Source organism: Rhizobium sp. BK376 (genome assembly GCF_004341625.1).
Classification (GTDB): domain Bacteria; phylum Pseudomonadota; class Alphaproteobacteria; order Rhizobiales; family Rhizobiaceae; genus Rhizobium.
This window is the reverse complement of the sequence record NZ_SLZG01000015.1, coordinates 1-13048: the sequence shown is the minus strand read 5'-3', so window position 1 is coordinate 13048 and position 13048 is coordinate 1. Positions and strand designations below refer to the sequence as shown.

Sequence of the window (13048 nt, the reverse complement as noted above, 5' to 3'; positions counted from 1 at the left end):
ACATGCCTCAGCACACGACCATTCCCCTCAACCGCGCCTGGAACACCTGGAGCGACCGGCCGGCCGAGATGGTATTCCTGCCGCTGGGCGTGCGCCTGACACCGGTGCTGTATTCGAGCCGCAGCCGGAAGACATCGACCATCGAGCCCCGCCATGACGCCGTTCGCCTGGGACGGCACGAACTCGACGGTTCGGAAGTATCGCTCGAGACCGACCATACCGGCACCGCCCTCTCCTTCCACTGGCGCAAACCCGACCCCTTCGTCGTAACCGGCGGCTGGAAAGCGCTGACAAGCGGCGAGTGGGGGTTGCGCTTCTGGGTCACGTTGGCAATCTCGGCCGATGGCGCCGAGGTCACCTACGATGAGGCAGCCGGCGCCGCCCTCATCAAGATCGGCCAACGATTTGTCGCCGTCGTCAGCGCAGAGAGCCCGGTACAAGTCACCGGCCATGACAGCATTGCCGATCTGCGTCAGGATTTCGAGGCGAACGGCTATTTCTATCTCGGCAGCCGAAGCAGCGCCGCTCCGGTGATCGGCCTGCGCTTCAATCTCGAAATGATGCGCGACGGCAGCTATTCGGCCGCCGTCGCAGACCGTGCCGATCTCGCCATCGAGAAGGCGCGGGCCGCCCTTGCCCAAAAAGCAGCACCCGCACCCGGTGAAACCGACACATTCCTTGCCGCGGTTCGCGATATCGTTGGCTGGAATACGATCTGGGACGAGACCAACAACCGGCCTTACACGGCCGTCACCCGCATCTGGAACCTCGGCAAATTTGCCGTCTGGTACAACGACCAGACTTATGCCGCTCTTCTTTCCGGCCTGTTCGACATGGACATCGCCCGCGAAAACCTCGCAGCCGCCTTCGCCGGCGTCACCCCGCAAGGCAACGTCGCCTGTATCGTCACCTCGAACGACGCGTGGGTCGACCGCACACAGCCGCCGCTCGGCTCGCTTGTCATCTGGGATCTCTATCAGCGCAGCGGCGAGCGATCGATCATCGAAGCAAGCTACGACGTCGTCGCCCGCGCCCACCGCTGGTGGTGGGACAATCGCGACCCGGAAGGCCGCGGCATGATCTCCTGCGGCACATCTGACGTCGGCGAATCGCTTTACAAGGGCACAGCCTTCGGCGCCCGCAACGAAACGGGTATGGACAATTCTGCGACCCATGACGAGGCGGCCTACGATCCAAAGACCCGCTCGCTCTCGACTTTCGATCTCGGCCTGAACTGCGTCGTGGCGCTCGATGCCGAAATGCTCGCAAAGCTCGCGGCCGTTCTGGGGAAGACTAATGACGCCGAAGACTTCAAGGCGATCGCAGCTGGGCTGCGCCAGCGAATTCGCAAAGAACTCTGGGACGATGAGCGCAAGATCTTCGCCAACCGCCAGCGTTCAGGCGCCTTCGTCAAGTCGCTATCGCCGACCAGCTTCTATCCGCTGCTGTGCGGCGCTGCGAGCGACGAGCAGGCCCGTCATCTGATCGATCATCTTCAGGACGAAAGCCATTTTGCCGGCGAGTTCGGCTTGCCGAACGCCACCCGCAACGATCCGGCCTATGCCGAGAACGTCTATTGGCGCGGCCGCATCTGGCCGAATGTCAACTATCTGGTCTGGCTCGGCCTGAAGCGATATGGCCTTGAGCCGCAGGCCCGGACGCTGATGGAGCAGTCACGCAAGCTGTTCCTGAAGTCCTGGGAAGGGACGCGGATCGCCGCCGAGAACTACAACGCCGTGACCGGTGAGGCCATGGATCAGGGAGATACCGATCCCTTCTATATATGGGCAGGCCTGCTGCCACTGATGGCAATGAGCGATGTCGTCGATGTCGATCCGTGGACCGGATGGGCGATCAGCAACCAACAGCAGAATACGATGCTCGGCCCGATCGTATCTCCGGCCGGGCCGCTCAGCGTCAGGATTTCGGAAGGTCGCCTGTTCCTCTCGGTGAACGGCAAACTTATTCTGGAGACCAGCCTCAGGCTTCGAATGTCTTGCTTGTCCTTTGGACCGAGCCACATTCGCATGGCTATCGCCGCCCTCGACGTGGGTGGAGACATTGCCTTTCCATCGGTCGTTTCAAGCGATGTGATCGCTGCCTATATCGATGGGGTCACGGTGCCCACCAAGCAAGAGAATGGGGGGCTGATCGTAGCCATTACCGGCTCTTCTGAACCACGCACGTTCGAACTCTTCCTCAGGCCGGCGTCCGCATAGACCCGTTGATGAGCGTCCTTAGCCAGATAAGAGCCAATGGGAGCTGGATTTTCCGGGTTCACGCCTCGCAATAAGAGGTTGCTGATTTCCGCCAAGATTTGATCACTGTCTCTGTCAAGCAACGACCCGTTTTGGCGAATCTTTAGTCAGTCTTTTCAAGGCCATAGCGGGTTTTAGACAAGCCTGGCGCGGAATGGAAAAGGGGGCATTTCGCAATGGAAATCAACATCCTTTGATTAAAACGATTAACTAACCTCGTTGGCGCTCATCCGCGAGGCAAAGGCGGGGTTGCAGCCAGATTGTCGCGCCATGGTCACAGTCTCGCGGTAGCAAGAGGGACCCCACCTCGCCGGAGCGCCTCGCCATGAAACCGGACAGCGATCAGAACTTTGATATCAGCCGCCGCAGACTGCTAACCGCCGCCGGCATCGGCACCGGGGTGCTGCTGACAGCGTCGTTTGCCAGCGCTGAAGAGAATGCGCCGACATCGACTGTTACTGGTTTGACGAATGCGGTGGAAACGCCCCCGGTGGCGGGACTCCACCTTCAGTTCGGCGCCGATGCGTCCGCCGAGATGGTGGTCTCCTGGCATACGCTGCAGCCGGTGAAGCAGCCGCGCGTCTTGATCGGCCGGCTCGACGGCAAGCTCGAACAAACGGTCGTTGCTGTCGAATCCAGCTATGTCGACGGCAAATCAAACCAGACGGTCTATGCTTGGCATGCAAAGGTCGGCGGGCTCGACGCGGATGCCGCCTATCTCTACGCCGCGCTGCACGACGGCGCCGAGCCGCAATTCGGTACTTTCCGCACCTCACCGCGCGGTCGTAAGCCCCTTACCTTCACCAGCTTCGGTGACCAGGGCACACCGACCCTCGGCAAGGTCTTCCACCCGCCGGCGGGCGTTACGCTGCAAGGCGTCACCTATATCAACGACAATCTCGGTTCGCCATCGGCAGGCGACACCACGCTCGGCGTCGAGCGCCTGCGCCCCCTCTTCCACCTGTTCAACGGGGACCTGTGCTACGCCAACCTCGCCCAGGACCGCGTGCGAACCTGGTGGGATTTCTGGAACAACAACACCCGCAGCGCCCGCAACCGCCCGTGGATGCCTTCGCCTGGCAACCACGAGAACGAACTCGGCAACGGGCCGATCGGCTACAAAGCCTATCAGACCTATTTTTCCTTGCCAGCCGCTGACGGTCAAACCGAGGTGACGCATGGGCTTTGGTACAGCTTTACAGCCGGCTCGGTGCGGGTGATCGCCATTGCCAATGACGATGTCTGCTACCAGGATGGCGGCGATTCCTATGTACGCGGCTATTCCGACGGCGCTCAGAAAGCATGGCTCGAGAAGGAACTCGCCGCAGCCCGCAACGACAAGGACATCGACTGGCTCGTGGTTTGCATGCACCAGGTTGCCGTTTCAACCGCCGACAAGTTCAACGGCGCCGATCTCGGCATCCGCGAGGAATGGCTGCCGCTGTTCGACACATATGGCGTGGACTTGGTGGTCTGCGGTCATGAGCACCACTATGAGCGCTCTCACCCCATCCGCGGCCAGCAGAACAACAAGACGCTGACGCCGATCCCGGTCGGTACCGCCACCGACGCGATCGACACGACCAAGGGAACCGTGCATATGGTGATCGGCGGCGGCGGCACCTCCGTGCCCTCCAACGAACTTTTCTTCAACCCGCCCTGCTGTCGCGTGATCATGGGCGTGGGCGACAAGAATCCCACCACCGGCAAGCGCCCGCCGATCTACATGGCAGAGGATGCGACCTGGTCGGCCGTGCGCAACGCCGCCCACGCCTACGGCTTCGCCGCCTTCGACGTCGACCCCGGCGCCCATCAGGGCGATCTCACCACCATGAAGGTGACCTATTACGACGTGGTGGGCCAGGATGGTCAGATCGCGCCGTTCGAGAGTTTCACGCTGCGCCGTCCGCGGCGAGATTAAGGATATGGGCGGCCTTGCCACCAGATGGCAGCACACGGCTTGCCACCACCAAGCTGCACAATTCGCGGACTGTACATCGACGGCATGAATGAGGAGGACGTGGCCGGGGCTTGTGGCGTCGTCATGGGCGTCTCGGTGAAGGTCGGACAAAGCGTATTGACGCGGATTCCATGCGCTGCGAACTCCAGGGCCATACACCGGCTGAAGCCTTCCATCGCCCATTTGATCACTCTCTCGAAGGCTCTGTTGCAAAAACCTCGGTGATGCTCGATTTTGGGCAGACGATTTTCAACGAGATTTTTGATGAGCGATTTCAAGTGGCGGCATTTTCAGGGCGAGGTGATTTTGTGGGCGGTGCGCTGGTATTGCCGCTACGGGGTAAGCTACCGCGATCTCGAACAGATGATGGGCGAGCGCGGTGTGTCCGTCGATCATTCCACGATTTATCGCTGGGTCCAGAAATATGCGCCAGAGATTGAAAAACGGCTGCGCTGGCACTGGCGGCGCCCCCGATCAACGAGCTGGAGGGTCGATGAAACCTATGTGAAGGTTCGCGGCAAATGGACATATTCTATATCGGGCTGTCGATAAGTTCGGCAACACGATCGATTTCTATCTGTCGCCGACGCGCAATGCCAAAGCAGCCAAGCGATTTCTCGGCAAGGCTCTGAATGGCTTGAAGGATTGGGAAAAGCCAACAGTTATCAACACCGACAAGGCGCCGACCTACGGCATCGCGATCTCGGAACTGAAGGCCGACGGCAAATGCCCAAAAGAGCTTGTGCACCGGCAGGTCAAGTATCTGAACAACGTGGTCGAGGCGGATCATGGTAAGCTCAAACAGCTGATCAAGCCAGTTCGAGGATTCAAGACGTTGAAAACGGCCTATGCGACGATCAAGGGGTTCGAGGTCATGCGCGCTCTACGCAAGGGCCAGGCTGCGATCTTCAACTTGACCGACGACATTCGCGGAGAGGCTCGCATCGTTGAACGGGCCTTCGGAATTGGGCCTAGCGTGCTCACCGAGGTTGTTGCAATGCTTGAGCAGAATCTCGACGCCAAATTCGCGTGACTGAGGCGTACGAAGGTACTCTTCACAGCCAATCGTAATTCTTGCAACAGAGCCGTCACGCAATTGGCAGGCTTTGAGAACTTAACCTGACATCACCTTCAAGCCTATTGCCGTCGCCAAAATTCGGCCTGACCGTATTTTCGGAGCATGTTGCCTCCAGAAGTAAACTGGTTGCGAAGGCGGCTTCCTTGGTTTGAGCGTATGCAGCCAGTGATGGTATTAAGTGATAGAGCACCCGGGTCGGCATCGGCGAGGGAGGTTTTCCATGTATCGCACCCAGATCGTTCGCCCAGCATAGCGTTTCACGGTTGAGATAGTGCCGGAATAGGAATCGGACGATGGCGTCGCTGGTTTTTGAGGGACCACCGTCCAGTCGGTCTCGCAAGGTGGAAGCACGCAGCATCTCTGTGGCAGGCCACAATGGCCGCTCGTCGGACGTTGGTTTTCCATCTGGATTGACGCCGTTTGGAAACGGATTGATCTCGCTACCAGACCAGGAAATCGTCTGCATCGCAAAATCAAACAAGCCGTCGGCAAGCGTCTTTGCAGAGGATGAACGTGTCATCGCTGAATGGCGGTAAAGAAGCCATGCCCACTCGAATTGATGGCCGATCTCTATCTGGACCTGGCCAGTGTCTTGCGGAAGGGACCACGAGCGATCGTACTTCTCGGCAATCGCTCCGCTTGGCAAGACGAGCCGTCTTTCGAGAAGATCAAGGATCTGTCGTGATCGGCGGGCCCAGTCTCCGACCGGATCCAACCGAGCAAGCAATTCGCACGCCTCAAACAGATGCATATAGGGAAATTGCAGTTGGAGGCACGGCTCTCCCACATATGCACCGTCATCGAGATATGGGCCGTCGATGTGGCCTGCAACTTCACGCGCGATCTGCAACGATCTCGGATCTGCCGCGATCCGGGCAAAGGCGCCGAGCGCTAGCAAGATAAAAGCGCTGTCATATAAATCTGCGCGTTGAGCGAATGCTTGGCTGTCAGCAGGAAGACGATGTGGAAAGGTGCCGTCGTCCAGACGGCCGTCCAGCATAAAGGCATATCCCTTCTTCGCCGCGTCGAGATAGCGACCGTTTGGATCGAGTTCGTGGCACAGGCACAGTGTATAGACCAAACGCGCGGTGACCATGGTGCTTCGCTGTCCGGTATCTACACAGAGACCCCTCGCGTCAATCTCCTCCGGAAAGCCTGACTCGCGTTGTGTCAATATTTTTGACCACGCCGGCAGAAAGCGCTCGGTCAGCCAGTTTGAAATCAGAGGTGGTGGGGACGATGCCCCTTCGACCTTACCGGAACCTGTATCCACGGGTATCATCGCGCTGCGTTTCATTAATCCGACAAGCTCTCACACTAAACCATCTAGACATCGATTGGCCTAAAAATGCCCTATACAGCGCTGGCCCCGAAAACACGCGCTGCAGCTTCGACCCGTGGATCGATCTGTTCGATAAAAGGTATGAGAAGAACGACCGTGAAAGGAATGGTAGGCATGCGACCGTCCTCTACAAGTACGGGCTGGCCGGTCAAATGACGGGCAAGCGGCACGCCAAATGTCATCGGTGGAACCAGCAGCGGCAGGATGAAGAGGAGCATGACCAGCCGCTTTCCTGGAAATTCTCGGCGTGCAAGGGCATAGGCAGCCGGAACCCCCAACAAAATGGAAAATATGACCACCGCTGCCGCGATTTCGAATGTCACGATCATAACATCTGTCAGCTGGAACTCATTCCACGCTGAAGCATACCAGCGGAACGTCAGCGCGTTGGGTAGCCATGTTCCGAGCCACCGCGTGCCAAGGGAGTTCACCACCACGCTGGCGATCAGTGCCAAAATATTGACAACCAGGAAGCCCGCTGTGATCCGAACGGCGATTTCCCAGGTTTTTTCCATGGCGTTTTCGATATTTGGCATCAGCCCTTACCCCCGCCGGCGGGGCCTTTGTAGAAGAGCCCACGCATTCCAAGTATGACCAAGACGATCGCAAACTGAACTGCTGCCATGATCATCGCGATCGCGGAGGCAAACGAATAATCATATTGTTCGAATGCCGCCTGCGACGCCGCGATCGATATGACGCGTGTTTCTCCCGCTGGCGCACCCAACATGACCGCCGAGGGGAAAACGGAAAAGGCGTCGACGAAAGATAGACAAAACGTTACGGCCACTCCGGGTATGATCAGCGGCAATACGATGTGTCGAAACCGCTGCCTTGCCTTGGCGCCAAGGGTCGCTGCGGCTTGTTCCAAAGCCGGGTCGATGCCTGAGATTATCGAGAGCGTCAGCAGAAAGGTGAGGGGGAATCCCGTCACGATCAACGAAATGAAGACGCCGATATAATTGTGTACAAGCCTTACCGGCCGATCGATGAGACCAATCAAGATCAACGTTCGGTTAAACCACCCCTGCGGGCCGAGGTAGTTCAGAAGCCCCTCTGCGACGAGGACTGTGCCAAGCGTAATGGGAAGGACGAGTACCGTCGTCAGCACCCTCTGTCGCTTCATGTTTCGTACTTGCATTGCGATAGGGATCGAGAGCAGCAGGTTCACGACTGTGACAGGTACAGCCAGGATAAGCGTCAGATAGATCGTGCGATAGAGGTATGGATCGGAAAAGAAATGCCGGTAATTCCCGAGCCAACCGCCGTCCTTTGGGGAAAACGACAACATCAACCCGTAGAGAAACGGATAGACGAACACGACCAGGAGAAACAACGCAGCTGGTACAAGCAACAGCGTCACCCCGTCGATCCCGCGCTCGGAAAGTGGCACTCGCTTCGTGAACGGGGTCGATGGCTGCTTTATGGCTTCCATTCTTCAGTCCCCCGGTAGGCAAGGCTTCTCAACGAGGGTGCGTCCAGCTTGATTGTCTCCCCGACGGCAATTGGGTCTTCGGTCCGGAAAAACAATTCCTGGTTCACAGCCCCTTGAGCCGTTCCGAAATAGGCCTCACCGCGATACTCGAGGCTCGTCACCGCAGCCGAGATTTTTCCATCGAGACTGGGGCGGAGGTCTGCAGGCCGGATTGCTACAACGGCGCGTCCGCCTTCGACCGCATTGACGGCCATCGCGCGCAATGTTCCCCCTGTATCGCATTCGACCTCGACCTCGAGACCATATTTCCGTTTGACGGTTCCAGCCAGCGCATTGCGAAATCCCATGAATTCCGCCACATCGATATGCGCAGGTCTGGCGTACAATTCGTGCGGCGTGCCGATCTGCCTGACTTCACCTTCTCTCATCACGACAATACGGTCGGAGAGCGAAAGCGCTTCGTCCTGGTCATGTGTCACATAAATCGTCGCGGAGCCGATCGCACGATGAATGCGACGTATCTCGGCGCGCATTTCCAGGCGAAGCTTGGCGTCGAGATTGGAGAGAGGTTCGTCCATCAAGACAATAGGTGGCGATACCGCAACCGCCCGTGCGATCGCCACGCGTTGCTGCTGACCGCCTGACAGTTGGCCCGGAAGCTTTAGCTCCTGGGATCGCAAACGGACGACGTCCAACGCGTCGTCGACGCGCGCATCCATTTCCGACTGCGGCACGTTTTTCATCTGCAGACCGAAGCCGACATTCCTGCGGACGTTCATGTGGGGAAACAGAGCATAATTCTGGAACACCATGCCGAAGCCGCGTTCCTCTGGTCGCAGCACGTCGATACGGCGGTCATCGAGCCAAAGGCTGCCACTGCTCAGCGGTAGCAAGCCCGCAAGACAGTTCAATGCAGTGGATTTACCACAGCCCGACGGCCCCAGAAGCGAGATGAATTCGCCCCGGTTGACTGTCAAGGAGATGTCTTTAAGCGCGTTGTAGTTGCCGAACTGACGGCTCATGCGTTCGAGCCGCACCTCGCGAAATTCGGTCGAGGACGTTATCATTGCGATACAAACCTTGTGTAGCCGACGACATGCGCGAGCCGGGGCAGCGGCGAGCTGCCCCGATCCCAGCTATTTCTTCATCTTCGCAGCGCCGATCTCACGATCCCACTTGTCGAACATGGCGGTAAGCTGCTTGTTGTCGAGCGGAGGCTCGGTCGGATTGTCGTCGATGAGGCTTTTATATTCCGGGCGGCCGAACTGATTGATCGTGTCCTGGCTGTCCTGCGGCGCCATGTCCAGCGTCACACCCTTCATCGCCGGCCCTGGATACATATAGCCGTGGTCGTACATGTAGGCCTGCTGCTTCTGCTCTAGCAGATAAGCCATAAGGTCAAGGACAACCGGCAGCTTTTCCTCGGAGACACCCTTGGGGACGGCCATATAGTCAGCGTCGCCAACCCAATGGAAATTCTTCAAGGTGGCAATCTTATACTCTTCAGGAACGATCCCGAGATAGCGGGGGTTGATATCCCAACCGGTCGAGGTTGCGATGATGTCTCGCGTGCCGTCCGCGAGCTCCTTCATTGATGCAGTCGTGCCGCTCGTGTAGTATTCGATACAGCCGTCAAGCTCTTTGAGATAGGCCCAGGTCTTGTCCCAGCCCTTAATCGGATCGCTTGGATCTTTGTCTCCAAGCAGATAAGGAAGGCCCATGACAAAGGTGCGGCCGGGGCCCGAATTGGCTGGACGGGCATACATGAAATGTCCCGGATTGGCCTTGCACCACGCAAGCAGCGCTTCCGGGGTATCAGGCATCTTTTTCACGCGATCCGGTGCATATTCGAGCAGGGGTCCGGATGGATTCCAGTCAAGCACAAACGCCTGACCCTTGGCCATCTCCTGCATAAGGTAGGCACCCGGCAGGTAGCGCTCCTTGAGATTCGGGAATTTTGCCTCATATTTCGGAAGTATGTCGAGCCAGATCCCCTGCTCCATGCCGGCGGCGAGAGCATCGTTGCCGGTCAGGACGAAGTCGATGTCGACATGACCTGCATCCTGCTGTGCCTTCAGCTTTCCGGCCAGTTCGGGAGCCGTCGCCTGGGTGAACACAAACTTGGAAACGAGGTCCGGATGTTCGGCCTGAAATTTTTCGATCGCGGGTTGGCTCACCTGCAAATCTCCAGCAACGTCGATGACGTTAATAACGACCGGTTGCGCTAAAGCACCGAACGCAACGCCGGAGCACAATAATGTGCCGGTCGCAAAAAGGCAGCCTCTCCAGTTGAGGTAGTTCATTTCAGTTCTCCACTCTGAGGTTTTAAAGCCAGCATCCAATGATGCTGGTTATGCGCACACGGCGGGCTTCTTCGAGAGCCTTTGAGCCGCATGAATATCGAGGAAAAGATGGCAGTTCGGATGTTGTTGAATGATCGACGCCGGGCAGATATTGCTGATCGGCCCTTCTAAGGCTTCTTTGACAGCCTCGGATTTACGCTCATCGAGCACCGTCAGAACCAGTGTTTCACTGGAAAGAATGCGCTGTACGGTCATCGATATGGCCCGTTCGGGCACATCCTCGTAGGAAGAAAACCAGCCCTCGCCGAATTGCTGCCGTCGGCAGCGTTCATCGAGGCTGACAATCTTGTAGGCTTCCGCCGCTTCGAAGTCTGCTGGCGGATCATTGAAAGCAAGGTGGCCATTTTCGCCGATGCCGGCGAAGGTGATATCGATCGGGTGTGCGTCGAGCGTGCGATTCAGCCGAGCGAGTTCGTCGTCGAGCAAGGCAACATCGCCATTGATGAAGTGGAACGCGCCGAGTGTCGGAAGCTTAGAGGTAAACCGCTCCCTGAGATACCGCCGGAAACTTGCCGGGTGATGGTCCGAAATGCCAATGTACTCGTCGAGATGAAAGGCCGTCACCTTGGACCAGTCGACACCGTCCATCTGGACCAGGCTTTCCAACATTTCGAACTGGCTAGCGCCCGTTGCGACCACGACGGTTGCCCGTCCCCTCGTTTCAATCGCGGTCCGGATCGCCGCAGCGCCAACATCGGCGGCTGCTTTTCCGGCATCCGGCTTCGTGGAAAATTGTTTAAGTTCGGTCATTCTACGTCCGTCTCATTTTGAGTTTGCCAATTGCTCGATCACTTCAGCTGCCTTTGAACGTCGTGTGAAAGCTTCCTCACCGTGTGCCAGTGGGCCCGTTGATGCTCGAGCGATGAATTCGCCGTTTATGACTTTGCGGTCCTGGGATTGAGATTGCTGTGATAAGGTTTGCAGGAGAAGATCGATGGCCTTCGCGCCGGTCTCGGCACAATGGGCGTCGACTGTTGTCAGCGATGGATACATCGTCGTGGCGATAATGTTGTCGCAGCCCACCACACTTATATCACCCGGCACCGAAAGGTTTAGCGCCGCAAGGCCGGAAATTATCCCCTGCGCCACAAGATCATCGATCGCGAGGACTGCCGTCGCTCCAGTTGACAGCAGCGATCCGACGCAGGCGCGACCAGCCTCATGAGAGGGGCGAACGGCATCAATCAGGACAAGTCTTATGCCATATTGGTGGGCGGCTGAGGTGACCGCTTGCGCACGCTGCTGGTTCGACCACGACGCCTTCGGGCCTCCAACATAAGCCATAGTCGTATGCCCCAGCTCGACCAAGTGCTTGACCGCCTGTGTGAAGCTGCCGACGGTGTCTACAAGGATCCTGGAGATGTCTGCGATATCCCGGTTGATCACGACCAAAGGCTTCAAAGCGGCATGGGCACGGATCCGTTGCTCATCAAGTCGGGGGGACGCCAATACAAATCCATCTACCTGCGCCGCAAGTTTTCCAAGCAGGAGATCTTCTAGAGCCTCGTTTTCGTCGGAGTCCCCAAGGAAGGTTGCGTATCCGCGGGCATAAGCCTGAGCCTGAGCGCCTCGCATCAAAGCGGAGAAGAATGGATTGCCAATGTCGGGGACTATCAAGGCGATGTTGCCGGACCTGCCAGTGCTTAGAGCCCGGGCCACCTGGTTCGGAACGTAGCCTAGGCGGATCGCGGAAGCCCTGACTTTCTCCACCGTCTCTTTTGTGAGCAGTTCCGGATTTGAAAACGCGCGTGAAACCGTGGCTCTGGACACACCTGCATCATCAGCCACCATGCTGATCGTCGCCGCGCGCGCTTTATCTGATTTGATCATTTATCGCCATTTGTAACCGATTTCATCGTAAATGAAACCGATTACATATCAGTTGTCAAATTAAAACTGTTTGCATGCTTCGAATAATTTGAAGGCGCCTCGGCATTGACGGTGGTGTGCTTGGAAGGAAATAGCAGAGGGCATCTTTAGCCTGGGAGGTTTTGGTCTTGTCAATCAACCTCGATTCGCACTTCGTCTCTGTTCTCACCAAATCGCAAAGCAACGCAATCGGCATGGACAGTAAGATTGGCGTACCCTTTGCGGTTGGCCTTGGTGCACGGATTGTTTATGAGCGCTGAAGTAGTCGGCTTGGGTCGGAACACGCCAGCTGTTAGATCATGCCTTTCAAGCCCAATGCCTGCCGTCGCCATCGTATCGGCAAGATGAAGTTCAAGGTGACGAATTGGCCGGAATACGGGTGCTATCAAAGCCATCTAAAGTGTCTCGACGCACTTGCCCGAAGCAACTTCGACGCCGCGATAATCATGGAAGACGATATCGAAATCGGCGATCACACCCTTGCCAGGACGGCGTCGGCATTCGAGGCGTTTGGTGCGGACGCCATCAAGATCATCAACAGCAAAGCCAACATACCTGTGGCCGATATCGAAATCATTACCGGGGATTTGGCCGAACATCTCGGCGACGAGATCGACGCAATGAACTGGGCAATCAAGCTGATCAACGGTAAGCGCGCTTTTCAGTGCACGTCGTAAATCGGCTTGAAGCGGCAGCTTATGCGGTCTGTTTTTTATAGTTGAAGGGCAGCAGGTCGTCGATAT

The 13048-nt window shown here is 57.4% G+C and carries 11 protein-coding genes and 1 pseudogene; 3 read left to right on the top strand and 9 right to left on the bottom strand.

Annotated features, from left to right (window positions below; all coding sequences use genetic code 11):
* The first annotated feature begins 2 nt into the window (after positions 1–2).
* Both EV561_RS26025 and EV561_RS26020 read left to right on the top strand, forming a co-directional pair.
* A complete protein-coding gene (locus tag EV561_RS26025; RefSeq protein ID WP_132525961.1) occupies positions 3–2219 on the top strand; it encodes a trehalase family glycosidase in 2217 nt (738 codons plus the stop codon).
* Between the two features lie 364 nt (positions 2220–2583).
* Positions 2584–4179 (top strand): metallophosphoesterase family protein, encoded by a 1596-nt coding sequence (locus tag EV561_RS26020; protein WP_132525959.1) that lies wholly within the window; start codon positions 2584–2586, stop codon positions 4177–4179.
* Here the strand turns inward: EV561_RS26020 and EV561_RS26015 are convergent.
* A complete protein-coding gene (locus EV561_RS26015; protein WP_281026134.1) occupies positions 4176–4496 on the bottom strand; it encodes an SDR family oxidoreductase in 321 nt (106 codons plus the stop codon). The genes EV561_RS26020 and EV561_RS26015 overlap by 4 nt on opposite strands.
* Between EV561_RS26015 and EV561_RS26010 the strand changes: the two are divergent.
* Positions 4483–5251 (top strand): annotated as a pseudogene (locus EV561_RS26010) (IS6 family transposase). The gene EV561_RS26015 and the pseudogene EV561_RS26010 sit on opposite strands and share 14 nt — an antisense overlap.
* A 55-nt stretch (positions 5252–5306) precedes the next feature.
* On the opposite strand, the gene EV561_RS26005 reads toward EV561_RS26010, so the two are convergent.
* The 8 genes from EV561_RS26005 to EV561_RS37630 form a co-directional block, all read right to left on the bottom strand.
* A complete protein-coding gene (locus EV561_RS26005) occupies positions 5307–6593 on the bottom strand; it encodes an AGE family epimerase/isomerase (protein ID WP_132525957.1) in 1287 nt (428 codons plus the stop codon).
* A gap of 56 nt (positions 6594–6649) precedes the next feature.
* Positions 6650–7174 carry a hypothetical protein gene (locus tag EV561_RS26000; protein WP_132525955.1) on the bottom strand — a complete coding sequence of 175 codons (525 nt, stop codon included), beginning with the start codon at positions 7172–7174 and terminating at the stop codon, positions 6650–6652.
* Positions 7174–8073 (bottom strand): sugar ABC transporter permease, encoded by a 900-nt coding sequence (locus EV561_RS25995; protein ID WP_132525953.1) that lies wholly within the window; start codon positions 8071–8073, stop codon positions 7174–7176. The genes EV561_RS26000 and EV561_RS25995 overlap by 1 nt, the downstream gene beginning before the upstream one ends.
* The gene (locus EV561_RS25990; RefSeq protein ID WP_132525951.1) at positions 8061–9140 is read right to left on the bottom strand and encodes an ABC transporter ATP-binding protein; all 1080 of its coding nucleotides are present in this window, start codon (positions 9138–9140) and stop codon (positions 8061–8063) included. The genes EV561_RS25995 and EV561_RS25990 overlap by 13 nt, the downstream gene beginning before the upstream one ends.
* 69 nt (positions 9141–9209) lie before the next feature.
* Positions 9210–10376 (bottom strand): extracellular solute-binding protein, encoded by a 1167-nt coding sequence (locus tag EV561_RS25985; RefSeq protein ID WP_132525949.1) that lies wholly within the window; start codon positions 10374–10376, stop codon positions 9210–9212.
* 48 nt (positions 10377–10424) lie between these two features.
* Positions 10425–11186, bottom strand: coding sequence for a glucosamine-6-phosphate deaminase (locus tag EV561_RS25980; RefSeq protein WP_132525947.1), 762 nt, complete (start codon positions 11184–11186; stop codon positions 10425–10427).
* Between the two features lie 12 nt (positions 11187–11198).
* A complete protein-coding gene (locus tag EV561_RS25975; protein WP_132525945.1) occupies positions 11199–12266 on the bottom strand; it encodes a LacI family DNA-binding transcriptional regulator in 1068 nt (355 codons plus the stop codon).
* A 434-nt stretch (positions 12267–12700) separates the two neighbouring features.
* On the bottom strand, positions 12701–13048 hold a 348-nt coding region (locus tag EV561_RS37630; RefSeq protein WP_207910602.1), incomplete at its 5' end, for a hypothetical protein.